General features: G+C 58.5%; 14 protein-coding genes. All 14 read left to right on the forward strand.

The annotated features are described in order from the left end of the window. Positions 1 to 126 precede the first annotated feature (126 nt). Positions 127 to 1,011, forward strand: a complete 885-nt coding sequence (gene motA, locus ACLI4M_RS19240) for a flagellar motor stator protein MotA (RefSeq protein ID WP_048915796.1) — start codon at positions 127 to 129, stop codon at positions 1,009 to 1,011. Continuing rightward, the gene (gene motB, locus ACLI4M_RS19245) at positions 1,008 to 2,039 is read left to right on the forward strand and encodes a flagellar motor protein MotB (RefSeq protein WP_133623821.1); all 1,032 of its coding nucleotides are present in this window, start codon (positions 1,008 to 1,010) and stop codon (positions 2,037 to 2,039) included. The genes motA and motB overlap by 4 nt, the downstream gene beginning before the upstream one ends. 10 nt (positions 2,040 to 2,049) lie before the next feature. Further along, positions 2,050 to 4,044 carry a chemotaxis protein CheA gene (gene cheA / locus ACLI4M_RS19250; RefSeq protein WP_133625080.1) on the forward strand — a complete coding sequence of 665 codons (1,995 nt, stop codon included), beginning with the start codon at positions 2,050 to 2,052 and terminating at the stop codon, positions 4,042 to 4,044. A gap of 24 nt (positions 4,045 to 4,068) precedes the next feature. Next, positions 4,069 to 4,566, forward strand: a complete 498-nt coding sequence (cheW, locus tag ACLI4M_RS19255) for a chemotaxis protein CheW (protein WP_048915799.1) — start codon at positions 4,069 to 4,071, stop codon at positions 4,564 to 4,566. A 209-nt stretch (positions 4,567 to 4,775) separates the two neighbouring features. Further along, positions 4,776 to 6,437 (forward strand): methyl-accepting chemotaxis protein, encoded by a 1,662-nt coding sequence (locus ACLI4M_RS19260; RefSeq protein ID WP_133623820.1) that lies wholly within the window; start codon positions 4,776 to 4,778, stop codon positions 6,435 to 6,437. 260 nt (positions 6,438 to 6,697) lie between these two features. Beyond that, the gene (locus tag ACLI4M_RS19265) at positions 6,698 to 8,359 is read left to right on the forward strand and encodes a methyl-accepting chemotaxis protein (RefSeq protein ID WP_133623819.1); all 1,662 of its coding nucleotides are present in this window, start codon (positions 6,698 to 6,700) and stop codon (positions 8,357 to 8,359) included. Between the two features lie 198 nt (positions 8,360 to 8,557). Further along, positions 8,558 to 10,237: a methyl-accepting chemotaxis protein gene (locus ACLI4M_RS19270; protein WP_133623818.1), complete on the forward strand. Its 1,680-nt coding sequence runs from the start codon at positions 8,558 to 8,560 to the stop codon at positions 10,235 to 10,237. A 149-nt stretch (positions 10,238 to 10,386) separates the two neighbouring features. Next, on the forward strand, positions 10,387 to 11,259 hold the full coding sequence (cheR, locus tag ACLI4M_RS19275) for a protein-glutamate O-methyltransferase CheR (RefSeq protein ID WP_048915803.1): 873 nt from the start codon (positions 10,387 to 10,389) through the stop codon (positions 11,257 to 11,259). Then, on the forward strand, positions 11,259 to 12,308 hold the full coding sequence (locus ACLI4M_RS19280; RefSeq protein WP_048915804.1) for a protein-glutamate methylesterase/protein-glutamine glutaminase: 1,050 nt from the start codon (positions 11,259 to 11,261) through the stop codon (positions 12,306 to 12,308). The genes cheR and ACLI4M_RS19280 overlap by 1 nt, the downstream gene beginning before the upstream one ends. 39 nt (positions 12,309 to 12,347) lie before the next feature. Further along, complete coding sequence (gene cheY / locus ACLI4M_RS19285; protein ID WP_048915805.1) at positions 12,348 to 12,737, forward strand: chemotaxis response regulator CheY; 390 nt, start codon at positions 12,348 to 12,350, stop codon at positions 12,735 to 12,737. A gap of 9 nt (positions 12,738 to 12,746) precedes the next feature. Next, positions 12,747 to 13,391, forward strand: coding sequence for a protein phosphatase CheZ (cheZ, locus tag ACLI4M_RS19290; protein WP_048915806.1), 645 nt, complete (start codon positions 12,747 to 12,749; stop codon positions 13,389 to 13,391). Positions 13,392 to 13,538: 147 nt separating this feature from the next. Next, the gene (gene flhB / locus ACLI4M_RS19295; protein ID WP_133623817.1) at positions 13,539 to 14,690 is read left to right on the forward strand and encodes a flagellar biosynthesis protein FlhB; all 1,152 of its coding nucleotides are present in this window, start codon (positions 13,539 to 13,541) and stop codon (positions 14,688 to 14,690) included. After that, on the forward strand, positions 14,683 to 16,770 hold the full coding sequence (gene flhA, locus ACLI4M_RS19300; RefSeq protein WP_048915808.1) for a flagellar biosynthesis protein FlhA: 2,088 nt from the start codon (positions 14,683 to 14,685) through the stop codon (positions 16,768 to 16,770). The genes flhB and flhA overlap by 8 nt, the downstream gene beginning before the upstream one ends. Continuing rightward, positions 16,770 to 17,159 (forward strand): flagellar protein FlhE, encoded by a 390-nt coding sequence (gene flhE / locus ACLI4M_RS19305; RefSeq protein ID WP_133623816.1) that lies wholly within the window; start codon positions 16,770 to 16,772, stop codon positions 17,157 to 17,159. Before flhA ends, flhE begins: the two co-directional genes overlap by 1 nt. Positions 17,160 to 17,165: the final 6 nt, after the last annotated feature.

Genomic DNA, 17,165 nt, shown 5'->3' on the forward strand with positions numbered 1-17,165 from the left:
TCGCCACGTGGAGTGAATCCAGCAGCGGTCTTTGACCGCTGCTTTTTTTTTGCCCCACGCCTGGCGATGCGCCTGCCGAATTCTGGCTTAACTTCCACCCACACGTTTACAGCGTAAGGATTTTTCGTGCTGATTATATTGGGTTATATCCTTGTCCTCGGATCGGTGTTGGGCGGCTTCGCAATGGTCGGCGGCCACCTTGGCGCACTCTATCAACCGTCGGAGGTGCTGATTATTGTCGGCTCCGGCATTGGCGCATTTATTGTCGGCAACAACGGCAAGGCGATTAAAGCGACGCTTAAGTCGCTGCCGCTGCTGATGCGCGGCTCGAAATATAACAAGTCGGTGTATATGGATCTGATGGCGCTGCTCTATCGCCTGATGGCCAAATCGCGCCAGCAGGGGATGCTGTCGCTGGAGCGCGATATCGAAAATCCGCAGGAAAGTGAGATTTTTGCTAATTACCCGCGCATTCTTGCCGATAAAAGATTAGTGGACTTTATTACCGACTATTTACGCCTGATGGTCAGCGGCAATATGAATGCCTTTGAGATTGAAGCGTTGATGGATGAAGAGATTGAGACCTACGAGCACGAGTGCGATGTGCCGGCAACGGCGCTCGGAACGATGGGCGACTCACTGCCGGCGTTTGGTATCGTGGCCGCGGTAATGGGGGTGATTCACACCCTGGCCTCTGCGGATCGCCCGGCGGCTGAGCTCGGTGCGCTGATCGCCAACGCGATGGTCGGCACCTTCCTCGGTATTTTGCTGGCTTACGGTTTTATCTCCCCGCTCTCCGGGGTGTTACGCCAGAAGTGTGCCGAGACCACCAAGATGATGCAGTGCATTAAGGTGACGCTGCTCTCCAGCCTGAACGGTTATGCCCCGCAGATCGCGGTGGAGTTTGGTCGTAAGACGTTGTACTCAACGGATCGACCGTCGTTCAGCGAGCTGGAAGAGCACGTTCGTAATGCGAAATCCAATAAGCAGACTTCGGATCAAGACGCATGAAGCATAACAATCACCCCATTGTGCTGGTAAAGCGAAAAAAGTCGAATAAGCATGCCGGCTCGCACGGCTCGTGGAAAATCGCCTATGCCGACTTTATGACGGCAATGATGGCCTTTTTTATGGTGATGTGGCTGATTTCTATCTCAAGTCCTCAACAATTGATTCAGATTGCCGATTACTTTAAAACGCCGCTGAAAGTGGCGCTGACCGGCGGCCAGCGCAGCAGCGACAGCTCCAGCCCGATCCCCGGCGGCGGTAAAGATCCGGTCGAGAAGCAGGGTGAAGTGCATAAAGTGGTCGATATGGATGCACAGAAGCGCAAGCTGGATGAAATTCGTCTTAACCGCCTGCGGGAAAAGCTCGACCAGCTGATAGAGGCTGACCCGCGCCTGCGTGCGCTGCGTCCGCATCTGATTATTAACATGGTGGAAGAGGGGCTGCGTATCCAGATTATTGACAGCCAGAACCGCCCGATGTTTAAAACCGGCAGCGCCGAAGTGGAGTCGTACATGCGCGATATCCTGCGTGCGATTGCCCCGATTCTGAATGATATCCCCAACCGGATTAGCCTGGCGGGACATACCGACGACTTCCCCTATGCCGGGGGGGAGCGGGGTTACAGTAACTGGGAACTCTCTGCCGACCGTGCCAACGCGTCCCGACGCGAGCTGATGCTGGGAGGACTGGACAGCGGCAAGATGCTGCGTGTGGTGGGCATGGCTGACACCATGAAATTGAAGAACCGTGGTGGCAACGATGCGGTTAACCGCCGCATCAGCCTGCTGGTGTTAAACCATGACACGGAAGCGCAGATCGAGCGTGAAAATGCCGAAAGTGATGCGGTACAGATTAGTGATGCAAGTAGCCTTAAAACGATAGCGGCACCGGAAGTTCCTTCTGATGCCAGCAAAAACCAAGACCCTCAACACTCACAGGCTGAGCCTGTCAGCGCGAATGCTCCGGTAACGTCGTTACCTGCGGCACCCGCACCGGCGGCCCAGACCGATCGCGACTCACAGCCGAGGTGATACCGTGAGCATGGATATCAGCGATTTTTACCAGACGTTCTTTGATGAAGCCGACGAATTGTTGGCGGACATGGAACAACACCTGTTGGGTCTTGACCCGCAGGAACCAGATTCGGAACAGCTTAACGCTATCTTCCGTGCGGCCCATTCGATTAAAGGCGGAGCGGGTACCTTTGGTTTTACTGTATTACAGGAAACCACGCATATTCTGGAAAACATTCTCGACGGTGCGCGACGCGGCGAAATGCAGCTGAGCACCGATATCATCAACCTGTTTTTGGAAACCAAAGATATTATGCAAGAACAGCTGGATGCGTATAAGACTGCCTCGGAACCCGATTCGGCGACGTTTGCCTATATCTGTCAGGCGCTGCGTCAGCTGGCGCTGGAAGCGAAAGGTGAGGTTCCGGCCCCTGCGGTGGCGACTGACGCTGCTCCGGCTGTGGCGGTTGCTGCCAGCGGTCTGCGGATCAAACTGACCGGCCTGAAAGCGGGCGAAGCCGACCTGATGCTGGAAGAACTGGGCAATCTGGGTACGGTTTCCGCAGCCGTTAAGGGCGAGAACACGCTCGAAGCCTCACTGGATTCCTCAGTGGGTAAAGACGATATCGTCGCGGTGCTGTGCTTCGTTATCGACGAATCGCAAATCAGCTTCCCGCAGGCCGAGGTGGTGGATATCAGCGCTGCGGCTGCTGCTCAGCCGGTGGCTGAACCAGTGGCTGCGGTTACCAGCGCCGAAGCGGAACTGGCCAGCGTGAGCGAGATTGCTCCGCTGAAGCGCGAAGCGGCGAAAAAGCCTGCTGCCCCGAAGGTGAATGAATCAACCAGTATTCGCGTAGCGGTTGAGAAGGTCGATCAGCTGATCAACCTGGTTGGCGAACTGGTCATTACCCAGTCAATGCTGGCGCAGCGCTCCGGCGAGCTGGACCCGGTCAATCATGGCGACCTGCTGAACAGCATGGGCCAGCTGGAGCGCAATGCGCGCGACCTGCAGGAGTCGGTGATGTCGATTCGTATGATGCCGATGGAGTATGTTTTCAGCCGCTTCCCGCGTCTGGTGCGCGACCTTGCCAGCAAGCTGGGCAAAGAAGTCGAACTGACGCTGATGGGCAGCTCGACCGAGCTGGATAAGAGCCTGATCGAACGCATTATTGACCCGTTAACGCACCTGGTGCGTAACAGCCTGGATCACGGGATTGAAACGCCGGAAAAACGCCAGGCAGTCGGCAAGCACGCGGTGGGCAACCTGACGCTGTCAGCGGAACACCAGGGCGGCAACATCTGCATCGAAGTGACCGATGACGGTGCCGGTCTGAACCGCGAACGTATTCTCGCCAAAGCGCTCTCTTCCGGCCTGCCGGTCAGCGAGTCGATGAGCGACGAAGAGGTTGGCATGCTGATCTTCGCCCCGGGCTTCTCCACCGCCGAGCAGGTGACTGACGTCTCCGGTCGTGGCGTGGGCATGGACGTGGTGAAACGTAATATCCAGGAGATGGGCGGCCACGTTGAGATCTCCTCGAAGCAGGGCAAGGGCACAACGATCCGTATCCTGCTGCCGCTGACGCTGGCAATTCTGGATGGCATGTCGGTGCGCGTGGCCAACGAAGTGTTTATCCTGCCGCTGAATGCGGTGATGGAATCCCTGCAGCCGCTGGCGGATGACCTGAAAGCGCTGGCGGGCGGTGAACGCGTGCTGGAAGTGCGCGGCGAATATCTGCCGCTGGTTGAGCTGTGGAACGTCTTTGAAGTGCAGGGTGCGAAAACCGAAGCGACGCAGGGCATTGTGGTGATCCTGCAGAGCGCCGGTAAACGCTACGCGCTGCTGGTTGATCAGCTGATTGGCCAGCACCAGGTGGTCGTGAAAAACCTGGAAAGCAACTATCGCAAAGTGCCGGGTATCTCCGCCGCCACCATCCTTGGCGATGGCAGCGTGGCGCTGATTGTAGACGTCTCTGCACTGCAGTCTCTGAACCGTGAAAAGCGTGTGGCGGGAGCCGCAGCCTGACAATAACTGATTAAGGGTAGCATTATGACTGGAATGGCCACTGTCACTAAACTCGCCGGCGAAACCGTGGGTCAGGAGTTCCTGGTGTTTACGCTGGGTGATGAAGAGTACGGGATTGATATCCTCAAGGTGCAGGAGATCCGCGGTTACGATCAGGTCACGCGCATCGCCAACACCCCGGCGTTTATCAAGGGTGTAACCAACCTGCGTGGCGTAATCGTACCGATTATCGACTTGCGTATTAAGTTTGCCCAGCCGGACGTCGACTATAACGACAACACCGTGGTGATCGTGCTGAATCTGGAGCAGCGCGTGGTGGGCATCGTGGTGGACGGCGTGTCTGATGTGCTGTCGCTGACGCAGGATCAGATCCGTCCTTCCCCGGAATTTGCCGTCACCATGTCTACCGAGTATCTGACCGGTCTGGGCGCGCTCGGTGAGCGTATGCTGATTCTGGTCGACATCGAGAAGCTGCTGAGCAGCGAAGAGATGGCGCTGATGGATACGCTGCGCAGCGCATAATATTCAGCAATAACGATTGCGTAAGGGGTGGCCGTATTTTGGGTCACCCCTTTTTTTTGCAGTGATACCCCACATTGCTTTGCCTTAAGTGCCGGGAGGAGAGGGCTAAGATCTTTTAGTTACTTAACTTTGCGCAGCATAAAGTTCTCCGCCGGGGAACCGATACCATTAGACGTTATTCTATTCATCATACATACCAAGGGTTTCTTATGTTCACGCGGATTAAAGTCGTCACCAGCCTGATTATGGTTCTGGTGATTTTCGGCACGTTACAGTTAGCTTCTGGCGGCTTGTTTATCAATGCGCTGACTCACGATAAAAACAGCTTTGCGGTATCTCAGGCCGCCAGCGATAACGTGGCGCTGTTTACCGACGCCTGGGTCACGCTGAACCAGACGCGCATTACGCTCAACCGCGGCATGCTGCGCCTGCAGAGCGAAGCGGCCAACTCGGGCAGCAGCGCCTCCCTGAAGATGCTCAGTGACCAGGCCAAACAGCAGCTTGCGCTGGCGGCTAAAACTTACGCCGCTTATCAGGCCCTGCCGGAAACGCCGGGCATGAACAGTCAGCTGGTTGAGCGCCTGGAGCAGAGCTATGACGTTTACGTGCAGACGCTGACGCAGATGATCCAGCTGATGGATGACAAACAGCTGGATGCGATGTTCAAAATGAATATCGAAGCGAAGCAGAAAGTGATGCAGAGCACCTATGTCCAGTGGCGTGACCAGCAGGCAACGTTGAGCAAGCAGGGCGCGGCGCAGAACGAGAAAGCCTACGAGCAGATGCTGTGGCTGATCTCTGGCGTTATGATTCTGGTGGTGGCGCTGATCGTGCTGTGCTGGTATGGCCTGCGTAACATCTTGATCCGCCCGCTGCAAAGCAGCATTGCGCACATCAGGAGTATTGCAGAGGGTGACCTGACGCAAAATATCGTTGCGGTCGGGCGCAACGAAATGGCGCAGCTGGCGAACAGCCTGCATGAGATGCAGCAGGCGCTGGTGAAGACCGTCAGCGTCGTGCGCGATGGTTCAGACGCGATTTACACCGGCGCCAGCGAAATCTCTGCGGGTAATAATGACCTGTCAGCGCGCACTGAAGAGCAGGCTGCCTCGCTGGAGCAGACCGCTGCCAGCATGGAGCAGCTGACCGCGACGGTGAAGCAGAATGCTGAGAACGCCCGCCAGGCGTCACAGCTGGCGCTGAATGCCTCCGAAACGGCACAGAAGGGTGGCCGGGTGGTCGATGGCGTGGTGAAGACCATGAACGATATTGCCGGGAGCTCGAAGAAAATTGCCGATATTATCAGCGTTATTGACGGTATCGCTTTCCAGACCAATATCCTGGCGCTGAATGCCGCGGTGGAAGCGGCCCGTGCCGGGGAGCAGGGGCGTGGCTTTGCGGTGGTGGCGGGCGAAGTGCGTAACCTCGCCCAGCGCAGCGCCCAGGCGGCGAAGGAGATCAAAGGATTGATCGAAGACTCGGTAGCGCGCGTCGATACCGGCTCACAGCTGGTCGGCAGCGCGGGTGAAACCATGACCGATATCGTCAATGCGGTGACCCGCGTCACCGATATTATGGGCGAAATCGCTTCGGCTTCTGATGAGCAGAGCCGCGGCATCGACCAGGTCGGCACCGCCGTCACCGAGATGGACCGCGTGACGCAGCAGAATGCCTCGCTGGTGGAAGAGTCCGCCTCGGCGGCCGCCTCGCTCGAAGATCAGGCCAGCCGTTTGACCCAGGCGGTGGCGGTGTTCCGCATTGCGCGCCAGCAGGCGGCCCCGGTTGCCGTGCTAAAGCGCCCGCTGCTGAATAAGCCCAGCGCTAAGCCCGCTAACCCGGTGAGCAACGACGGTCATTGGGAAACGTTTTAATTCCGTATCCCAAACGGGTCGGGCATGCCCGACCCCTACACGTAATACGTAGGGTCGAGGCATGCCCGCCCCCTACACGTAATATGTAGGGCCGAGGCATGCCCGACCTCTACACGTAATATGTAGGGCCGAGGCATGCCCGACCTCTACACGTAATACGTAGGGTCGAGGCATGCCTCGACCTTAATCCATCCCAGCGCCATAAAGATCCCCCCGCGATTGCCGATAACAGCAGCCTTAACCGATTAATAAGGAACATTATGTTTAAGCGTATGAAGGTCGTTACCAGCCTGATAGTGGTGCTGGCATTTTTTGGTTCATTACAGTTAATCACCGGCGGCCTGTTCTTCCAGGCGCTGAAAGGCGACAAAGATAATTTCGCCGTCTCCCAGCAGCTGCGGCTGCAGCAGTCCGCCCTCAACCAGTCCTGGATCGCTCTGATTCAGGCACGTAATACCCTCAACCGTTCCGGGATCCGCTACATGCTGGATGCTAATCATATGGGCAGCGGCGACAGCGTTAAACAGCTGCTGGCGGCGGCGCAGGAACAGCTCAATATCGCAGAGAAAAGCTACGCCACCTGGGACTCTCACCTGTCGCAACAGGGCAAAAGCGCCGAAAACGTGCGCGCTATTCAGGAAAACTACCGCATCCTGCACGACGCGCTGGCGCAGCTGATCCAACTGATGAACGACGGCAAGATTAGCGAATTCTTCGATCAGCCAACCCAGCGTTATCAGGATGGTTTCAGCCATGCCTATAACAGCTGGCTGAGCAAAAACGATGCGCAGGCGCAGGCCGGTGCGGACCAGAATCTGCATGCCTTCAATCAGGCGATCTGGGTGCTGGTTATCGTGCTGGTGGTGTCACTGCTGGCAATTGGCGGGGTGTGGAGCGGCATCCGTCATATCCTGCTGCTGCCGCTGCAGAGCAGCATCGGTCATATCCGGCGTATTGCCAGCGGCGATCTGACGCAGCCCATTACCGTAGAGGGGCGTAACGAGATGGCGCAGCTGGCCGCCAGCCTGCAGCATATGCAGCAAGAGCTGGTGCGCACCGTCAGCGTGGTGCGCGACGGCTCTGATGCCATCTTTACCGGCGCCAGCGAAATCGCCGCCGGCAATAACGACCTCTCTGCGCGTACCGAACAGCAGGCCGCCTCGCTGGAGCAGACCGCGGCCAGCATGGAGCAGCTGACCGCCACGGTGAAGCAGAACGCCGAGAACGCCCGCCAGGCCTCACAGCTGGCGTTGAGCGCCTCTGAAACCGCACAGAAGGGCGGCAAAGTGGTGGATGGCGTGGTGAAAACCATGAACGACATCGCCGGCAGTTCGAAGAAAATTGCCGATATCACCAGCGTCATCGATAGCATCGCCTTCCAGACCAATATTCTGGCCCTCAATGCCGCGGTAGAAGCGGCGCGTGCCGGGGAGCAGGGGCGCGGCTTTGCCGTGGTCGCGGGCGAAGTACGTAACCTCGCCCAGCGCAGCGCGCAGGCGGCGAAGGAGATCAAAGGACTGATCGAAGACTCGGTATCCCGCGTCAACACCGGCTCGGTGCTGGTGGAGAGCGCCGGTGGAACCATGAGCGATATCGTCAATGCGGTGACCCGCGTCACCGATATCATGGGCGAAATCGCTTCGGCTTCTGACGAGCAGAGCCGCGGCATCGACCAGGTCGGCACCGCCGTCACCGAGATGGACCGCGTCACGCAGCAGAATGCCTCGCTGGTGGAAGAGTCCGCCTCGGCGGCCGCCTCGCTCGAAGAGCAGGCCAGCCGACTGACCCAGGCGGTCGCCGTGTTCCGCATTGCGCGCCAGCAGGCGGCCCCTGCTGCCGTGCTAAAGCGCCCGCTGCTGAATAAGCCCAGCGTTGAGTCCGCTAACCCGGTGAGCAACGACGGTCATTGGGAAACGTTTTAATTCCGTATCCCAAACGGGTCGGGCATGCCCGACCTCTGCACGTAATACGTAGGGTCGGGCATGCCCGACCCCTACACGAAATATGTAGGGTCTATGTAGGGTCGAGGCATGCCTCGACCTTAATCCATCCGAGCGCCATAAAGATCCCCCCGCGATTGCCGATAAAACACAGCAGTAGCTATCCAACTGGGGAAAGGTATGTTCAAGAGTATGAAAGTGGTAACCAGCCTGGTGCTGGTTTTGGTTTTATTTGGTGCTTTACAGTTGATTTCGGGCGGGCTGTTTTTCCAGTCTCTGAAAGGAGATAAGGAAAACTTCGCGCTGACTCAGCAGATTCGCCTGGAGCAGGCCAATCTTACCGCCGCATGGATAGCACTGGTTCAGACACGTAATACGCTTAACCGCGCCGGGATCCGCTATCAGCTGGATGCCAGCAATAACGGCAGCGGCGCCACCATTCCGGAACTGGTGGCGCTGGCGAAAAGCCAGCTGACCACCGCGGAAACGCAGTTTGCGGAGTACACCAAAGAGTTACCGCCGGATGTCGTGGCACTGCCGCACGTTCAGGCCGTGAGCGAGCACTACAAAATCCTGCATGACGCGCTGGTTGAGCTGAGCGACATGCTGGCCAAAGGTGACTTCAAAGGGTTTGTCGACCAGCCTACTACCGGTTTCCAGAACGGTTTTGAAGCGGCCTATGACAACTGGCTGAAGAATACCGATGCCCTGCTGTCGGCGGGTGCCGAGCAGAACGAGCGCGCATATCACCAGGCTATCTGGGTGCTGCTGATTATTCTGCTGGTCTCCGTCGCCACCATCGCGCTGGTGTGGACCGGTATCCACCACATTCTGCTGCGTCCGCTGAAGCAAAGCATCGAGCATATCCGCTGTATCGCCAGCGGCGACCTGACGCAGAGTATTGAGGTGACAGGGCGCAACGAGATGGCGCAGCTGGCCTCCAGCCTGCATCACATGCAGCAGGAGCTGGTAAAAACCGTTAGCGACGTGCGCGATGGTTCCGATGCCATCTTTACCGGCGCCAGCGAAATCGCCGCCGGCAACAACGACCTCTCTGCACGTACCGAAGAGCAGGCCGCCTCGCTGGAGCAGACCGCTGCCAGCATGGAGCAGCTGACCGCGACGGTGAAGCAGAACGCCGAGAACGCCCGCCAGGCGTCACAGCTGGCGTTGAGCGCCTCTGAAACCGCACAGAAGGGCGGCAAAGTGGTGGATGGCGTGGTGAAAACCATGAACGACATCGCCGGCAGTTCGAAGAAAATTGCCGATATCACCAGCGTCATCGACGGCATCGCCTTCCAGACCAACATTCTGGCCCTCAATGCCGCGGTAGAAGCGGCGCGTGCCGGGGAGCAGGGGCGTGGCTTTGCCGTGGTGGCGGGCGAAGTGCGTAACCTCGCCCAGCGCAGCGCGCAGGCGGCGAAGGAGATCAAAGGGCTGATTGAAGACTCGGTATCCCGCGTCAACACCGGCTCGGTGCTGGTGGAGAGCGCCGGAGAGACGATGACCGATATCGTCAATGCGGTGACCCGCGTCACCGACATCATGGGCGAAATCGCCTCTGCCTCTGACGAGCAGAGCAAGGGCATCGACCAGGTCGGCACCGCCGTCACCGAGATGGACCGCGTTACGCAGCAGAACGCCTCGCTGGTGGAAGAGTCCGCTTCGGCGGCGGCCTCGCTCGAAGATCAGGCCAGCCGACTGACTCAGGCGGTCGCCGTGTTCCGAATTCGTAAAGAAAATGTCATCGCGGCCGTTAATAACAACAGGGGCAACGTTTCCCCGGTGCTGGCAGCACCCGCGGCGGCGCGTAAAGCGTTACCGGCAGCCAGTTCAGACGAGCATTGGGAAACATTTTAATACGTCACAATAAGGTCGGTCGGCCGAAATAGCCGGTCTGCCAGTTAACGGGGCGACCGAAAAAGAGGGTCGACCCCTACAGTAGGGGCGGAGCGCTGTTGTGGTCCGCCCACGCAGAAACGTTGGGTTGAAGTTGGCAGGATGGCTACATGAAGAAAACGACGTTGTTAGCTCCACCGGAAACCGCAACGCTGCTGTCACAGATGGTGCAGCGTCTGCCGTTATCCGATACGCACTTTAAGCGTATCAGTCAGTTGATTTATCAGCGAGCTGGCATCGTCCTCGCCGACCACAAGCGGGAGATGGTTTATAACCGCCTCGTGCGCCGGTTACGTACGTTAAATATCGACGATTTTGGTCGCTATATGGCGCTACTGGAAACTGACCCGAACAGCGCGGAGTGGCAGGCATTTATCAATGCCCTGACCACCAACCTGACGGCCTTTTTCCGCGAGGCGCACCACTTCCCTATCCTGGCGGAGCACGCGAAGCGTCGCCCCGGCAGTTACAACGTCTGGTGTGCGGCGGCCTCCACCGGTGAGGAGCCTTACTCCATCGCCATGACGCTGGCCGAAACGCTGGGCACCGGTCCGGGTAAATTCCAGATCCATGCCACGGATATCGACACTCAGGTGCTGGAGAAGGCGCAGTCCGGCGTCTACCGCCAGGAAGAGCTGCGCACGCTGTCACCGCAGCAGATGCAGCGCTTCTTCCTGCGCGGCACCGGCCCGCATGAGGGCATGGTGCGCGCGCGTCCGGAGCTGGCAAATATGGTGAGCTTTGCCCAGCTTAACCTGCTGGCTAACGACTGGGCGCTCTCCGGCCCGTTTGATGTGATTTTTTGCCGTAACGTGATGATCTACTTTGATAAAGAGACGCAGGAGAAAATTTTACGGCGTTTTGTTCCGTTACTGAAACCAGGCGGCCTGCTGTTTGCCGGACACTCAGAAAACTTCAGCCAGATCAGTAAAGAGTTCTATCTGCGTGGCCAGACGGTCTATGGACTGACTAAGGAAAGATAATGAGTAAAATCAGAGTGTTGTGCGTTGATGATTCTGCCCTGATGCGTCAGCTGATGACCGAGATTATCAACAGCCATGCCGATATGGAGATGGTGGCATCCGCGCCGGACCCGTTAGTGGCGCGGGATTTAATCAAGCAGTTCAACCCGGATGTGTTAACGCTGGATGTTGAGATGCCGCGGATGGATGGCCTCGATTTTCTTGAAAAACTGATGCGCCTGCGTCCGATGCCGGTGGTGATGGTCTCCTCCCTGACCGGGAAAGGCTCTGAGATCACGCTGCGCGCGCTGGAGCTGGGGGCGGTGGATTTTGTTACTAAACCGTCGCTGGGGATCCGCGAAGGGATGCTGGCCTACAGCCAGATGATTGCCGATAAGGTGCGTGCCGCTTCCCGCGCACGTCTGCACACCCGTGGCCCAACGCCCGCGCCGGTGATGCTGAAAGCGGGCCCGCTGCTGAGTAGTGAAAAGCTGATTGCGATTGGCGCGTCGACCGGCGGTACCGAGGCGATCCGCCACGTGCTGCAGCCGTTACCGGCCACCAGCCCGGCGCTGCTGATCACCCAGCATATGCCGCCAGGCTTCACCCGCTCGTTTGCCGAACGTCTGAACAAGCTGTGTCAGATCACGGTGAAAGAGGCGGAAGATGGCGAACGTATTCTGCCCGGCCATGCCTATATTGCCCCGGGCGCGATGCACCTGGAGCTGGCGCGCAGTGGCGCAAACTACCAGGTCAAACTGAATGAAGGCCCGCCGGTGAATCGTCACAAGCCGTCGGTCGATGTGCTGTTTAACTCAGTGGCGCAGTACGCCGGTCGGAATGCCGTTGGCGTGATCCTGACCGGAATGGGTAACGATGGGGCTGCCGGGCTGCTGGCGATGAATAAAGCCGGTGCCTGGACCATCGCCCAGAACGAAGCGAGCTGTGTGGTATTTGGTATGCCGCGAGAGGCAATCGCCCTCGGGGGAGCCAGTGAAGTGGTGGATCTTCACCAAATCAGTCAGCACATGCTGGCAAAAATTAGCGCCGGACAGGCGTTGCGTATCTAACAACGCGGTCCTCGCGAGCGACAAAAAACGGGAGTAAGTATGGTCGATAAAAATATGCGGTTTCTGGTGGTAGACGACTTCAACACGATGCGTCGTATCGTCCGTAACCTGTTAAAAGAGCTGGGTTTCAACAACGTTGAAGAAGCAGAAGACGGCGTTGATGCGCTGAATAAGCTGCGCGCCGGGGGTTTTGACTTCGTGGTCTCTGACTGGAACATGCCCAATATGGACGGTCTGCAGCTGCTGCAAACCATTCGTGCGGACGCCACGATGAGCAAACTGCCGGTCCTGATGGTGACGGCGGAAGCGAAGAAAGAGAACATCATTGCTGCGGCTCAGGCGGGCGCCAGCGGCTACGTGGTTAAACCCTTCACTGCGGCTACCCTGGAAGAGAAATTAGGCAAGATCTTCGAAAAACTGGGTATGTAAGGAGCCAACATGAACGCAATTCCGAAACCAAATGTTGATGCTGCTTCGGCACAGGACATTATCTCCAAAATTGGTTCACTGACGCGGATGCTGCGCGACAGTCTGCGAGAGCTGGGTCTGGATCATGCTATTGCCGAAGCGGCAGAAGCGATCCCAGATGCCCGCGATCGCCTTGATTATGTGGTACAGATGACCGCGCAGGCGGCAGAGCGCGCGCTTAACTGCGTGGAGGCTGCACAGCCGCGTCAGACGGTGTTGGAAGATGGAGCGAAAACGCTGAAAGGGCGCTGGGATGAGTGGTTTGAAAATCCTATCGAACTGGCAGATGCCCGCTCGCTGGTTTCGGATACTCGTGGTTATCTCGACGAAGTGCCGCAGCATACCAGCTTCACCAACGCCCAGCTGATGGAAATCATGATGGCTCAGGATTTCCAGGATCTGACCGGGCAGGTGATAAAACGTATGATGGATGTGATCCAGGAGATTGAACGTCAGCTGCTGACGGTCCTGATGGAGAACATTCCAGACCAGAGTATGCGGGCGAAAAAAGATACCGACAGCCTGCTCAATGGTCCGCAGATTAATGCTGCGGCACCAAACGTGGTAGCCAGCCAGGACCAGGTCGATGACCTGCTGGACAGCCTCGGCTTCTGATATCCAGGGGCGGTACCCTACCGCCCCTCTATTGACTGTTTTTCCCATTCCGTAAATAACCCCCTAATTACACGTTTACTCGTGGCATTACCCCTGCGCGAATTTGGCATTCTAGCCTCAGTCAATCCGTACTGAAGGTTCGCCGCTGTGTCTCAGGATAGCGATGAGGAAAAAACAGAGTCCGCTACGGCTCACCGATTGGAAAAAGCCCGAGAAGATGGGCAGATTCCGCGATCGCGTGAGCTGACGTCGATCCTGATGCTGGTGGCCGGGCTAAGTATTCTCTGGGCTGGCGGCGAATGGATGGGGCGCAAACTCGGTGCTTTGGTGGCGGATGGTCTGGTATTTAACCACTCGGTGGTCAGTGATACCAGCCAGATGCTGCGCCAGATTGCCAACCTGCTGATGCAGGCGGTGATGGCTATCTTGCCGATGATGTTTGGCCTGGTGGTGGTGGCAATCGCCGCGCCGATGCTGCTCGGTGGCCTGGTCTTCAGCGGAAAATCAATTAAGTTCGACCCCGGCAAGATGAACCCGATCAAAGGGCTGGCGAAGCTGGTCTCCGCCCAGTCGGCAGCGGAGCTGCTGAAAGCAGTGCTTAAGGCCACGCTGGTTGGCATCGTTACCGGGCTATATATCTGGCACCACTGGGCGGAGATGCTGCGCCTGGTGAGTGAGTCGCCGGTGACCGCGCTGGCCGGGGCGCTGAACATGATTGCGATGTGCAGCATTCTGGTGGTGCTCGGGCTGTCGCCGATGGTGGGTTTCGACGTGTTCTTCCAGCTGTACAGCTACTTCAAGAATTTACGCATGTCGCGTCAGGATATTCGCGATGAGTACAAGCAGCAGGAAGGTGACCCGCACGTGAAGGGGCGTATCCGCCAGCAAATGCGTGCCGCCGCCCGCCGCCGCATGATGGCCGATGTGCCCAAGGCGGACGTGATTGTGACTAACCCGACCCACTATTCGGTCGCGTTGCAGTACGACGAGAAGAAAATGAGTGCGCCAAAGGTGCTGGCGAAGGGCGCAGGGGATATTGCTCTGCGCATTCGTGAGCTGGCGAAAGAGAATCGTATCCCGATCCTCGAAGCCCCGCCGCTGGCGCGTGCGCTGTATCGCCACAGTGAAATTGGCCAGCATATCCCGGGGCAGCTGTACGCCGCCGTGGCAGAAGTTCTCGCCTGGGTATGGCAACTCCGCCGCTGGAAAGTGGAAGGGGGGCTGATCCCAAAACGACCTGTTAAATTACCGGTGCCGGAAGCGCTGGACTTTGCTGGAGAAGAAAAACCTGATGTCTAATCTGGCCGCTAAATTACGGTTACCTGCCAACATGAAAGATACGCAGTGGAAGGTGTTGGCCGGGCCAATACTGATCCTGCTTATCCTGTCGATGATGGTGCTGCCGCTGCCGCCGTTCATCCTTGACCTGCTGTTTACCTTCAACATCGCGCTGTCGATTATGGTGTTGCTGGTGGCGATGTTCACCCAGAAAACGCTGGAGTTCGCCGCTTTCCCGACCATTCTGCTGTTCTCCACCTTATTACGCCTGGCGCTCAACGTGGCCTCCACGCGTATTATCCTGATGGAAGGCCACACCGGGGCGGCGGCTGCCGGACAGGTGGTGGAAGCCTTTGGTCACTTCCTGGTGGGCGGTAACTTCGCCATCGGTATCGTGGTGTTTATCATCCTGGTCATCATCAACTTTATGGTGATTACCAAGGGTGCCGGGCGTATTGCCGAAGTGGGCGCGCGCTTTGTGCTCGACGGGATGCCGGGTAAGCAGATGGCGATTGACGCCGACCTCAATGCCGGGCTGATCGGTGAAGAGGAGGCGAAAAAGCGTCGTTCCGATGTGACGCAGGAAGCCGATTTTTACGGTTCGATGGACGGTGCCAGTAAGTTCGTGCGCGGCGATGCGGTGGCGGGGATCATGATTATGGTGATCAACGTGATCGGCGGCCTGCTGGTCGGGGTGGTGCAGCACGGGATGGACGCCGGACATGCGGCGGAAACCTATACCCTGCTGACCATCGGTGACGGCCTGGTCGCACAGATCCCGGCGCTGGTGATCTCCACTGCGGCCGGTGTGATTGTGACGCGCGTGGGCACCGATCAGGACGTGGGCGAGCAGATGGTTGGCCAGCTGTTCAACAACCCGCGCGTCATGATGCTGAGCGCCGGGGTACTCGGCCTGCTTGGCCTGGTGCCGGGCATGCCAAACCTGGTGTTCCTGCTGTTTACCGCCGCGCTGCTGGGGCTGGCCTGGTGGATCCGCGGTAAAGAGATGCAGCCTAAAGCCGCCGCGACGCCGCAGATGGCCAAAGCCCCGCAGGAGAGCGCGGCCTCGGTCGAAGCCACCTGGGGCGACGTGCAGCTGGAAGATTCGCTGGGGATGGAAGTGGGCTACCGCCTGATCCCGATGGTCGACAGCGCGCAGGACGGCGAGCTGCTCGGACGCATCCGCAGTATCCGTAAGAAATTCGCCCAGGAGATGGGCTTCCTGCCGCCGGTGGTGCATATCCGTGACAACATGGATCTGACGCCGGCGCGCTACCGCATTCTGATGAAGGGCGTGGAAATTGGCAGCGGGGATGCGTATCCCGGCCGCTGGATGGCAATTAACCCCGGCACCGCTGCCGGAACTTTGCCGGGTGAAGCTACCGTCGACCCGGCCTTTGGCTTGGCGGCGATCTGGATTGACAGCGCGCTGAAAGAGCAGGCGCAGATTCAGGGCTTTACCGTGGTGGAGGCCAGCACCGTGGTGGCGACTCACCTCAACCATCTGATTGGCCAGTACGCCAGCGAACTGTTTGGCCGCCAGGAGGCGCAGCAGCTGCTGGACCGCGTTACCCAGGAGATGCCGAAGCTGACTGAGGATCTAATCCCGGGCGTGATCACCCTGACTACGCTGCATAAAGTGCTGCAGAACCTGCTGGCCGAGCGCGTGTCGATCCGCGATATGCGCACCATTATTGAAACCCTGGCGGAACACGCTGCGGTGCAGACCGATCCGCAGGAGCTGACTTCGGTGGTGCGCGTGGCGCTGGGCCGCGCCATCACCCAGCAGTGGTTCCCGGGCAATGGCGAAGTGCAGGTTATCGGGCTGGACTCAACGCTGGAACGTCTGCTGTTACAGGCGTTGCAGGGCGGCGGTGGGCTGGAGCCGGGTCTGGCTGACCGCCTGCTGGCGCAGGCGCAGAGCGCGCTGCAGCATCAGGAAGGGCTGGGGGCGCCGCCGGTGCTGCTGGTCAATCATCCGCTGCGTGCGCTGCTGGCCCGCTTCCTGCGCCGCACGCTGCCGCAGCTGATGGTGATCTCCAATATGGAGCTCACCGACAACCGCAATATCCGCATGACTTCCACCATCGGGGGTCATTAATGAAGGCGTTATGGCTGTTACTGCTGCTGCCGGGCATCAGCCTGGCGGCGGGCGGTGCCTGGCATGCCAGCGCCACCGGCCCGGGCCTGCAGAATCGCGGCGTGCAGGCGTCGTCGCGCCCGCTGGCACCGTCTGAAGCGGTGAGCGGCGCGATCACCGAGGTCGCCTGGCGCTACGTGCTGAGCACGCCGGCTCCGGCGGGTTTGCAGGTCAGGCTCTGTGCGGAAAATCGCTGCGTGCCGATTGAGGGCGGCAGCGGGTCAACGCGCGGCTTAAGCAACGTGGCGGCGGGTGAAACATTGCGCTTTATTTATCACGTAGAAGGGAAAGGGCGGGTATTTCCGATAGTGCGCGTGGTGAGTAATGAAGTGATGGTGAATTACCAGTAGGGGGCG

The organism is Erwinia sp. LJJL01 (genome assembly GCF_047300805.2).
Classification (GTDB): domain Bacteria; phylum Pseudomonadota; class Gammaproteobacteria; order Enterobacterales; family Enterobacteriaceae; genus Erwinia; species Erwinia aphidicola.

Excerpts from the sequence above, each read along its gene's own strand:
- motB (WP_133623821.1), top strand. The coding sequence starts at position 1,008 with ATGAAGCATAACAATCACCCCATTGTGCTGGTAAAGCGAAAAAAGTCG.
- cheA (WP_133625080.1), top strand. The coding sequence starts at position 2,050 with ATGGATATCAGCGATTTTTACCAGACGTTCTTTGATGAAGCCGACGAA.
- cheW (WP_048915799.1), top strand. The coding sequence starts at position 4,069 with ATGACTGGAATGGCCACTGTCACTAAACTCGCCGGCGAAACCGTGGGT.
- ACLI4M_RS19260 (WP_133623820.1), top strand. The coding sequence starts at position 4,776 with ATGTTCACGCGGATTAAAGTCGTCACCAGCCTGATTATGGTTCTGGTG.
- ACLI4M_RS19265 (WP_133623819.1), top strand. The coding sequence starts at position 6,698 with ATGTTTAAGCGTATGAAGGTCGTTACCAGCCTGATAGTGGTGCTGGCA.
- ACLI4M_RS19270 (WP_133623818.1), top strand. The coding sequence starts at position 8,558 with ATGTTCAAGAGTATGAAAGTGGTAACCAGCCTGGTGCTGGTTTTGGTT.
- cheR (WP_048915803.1), top strand. The coding sequence starts at position 10,387 with ATGAAGAAAACGACGTTGTTAGCTCCACCGGAAACCGCAACGCTGCTG.
- ACLI4M_RS19280 (WP_048915804.1), top strand. The coding sequence starts at position 11,259 with ATGAGTAAAATCAGAGTGTTGTGCGTTGATGATTCTGCCCTGATGCGT.
- cheY (WP_048915805.1), top strand. The coding sequence starts at position 12,348 with ATGGTCGATAAAAATATGCGGTTTCTGGTGGTAGACGACTTCAACACG.
- cheZ (WP_048915806.1), top strand. The coding sequence starts at position 12,747 with ATGAACGCAATTCCGAAACCAAATGTTGATGCTGCTTCGGCACAGGAC.
- flhA (WP_048915808.1), top strand. The coding sequence starts at position 14,683 with ATGTCTAATCTGGCCGCTAAATTACGGTTACCTGCCAACATGAAAGAT.
- flhE (WP_133623816.1), top strand. The coding sequence starts at position 16,770 with ATGAAGGCGTTATGGCTGTTACTGCTGCTGCCGGGCATCAGCCTGGCG.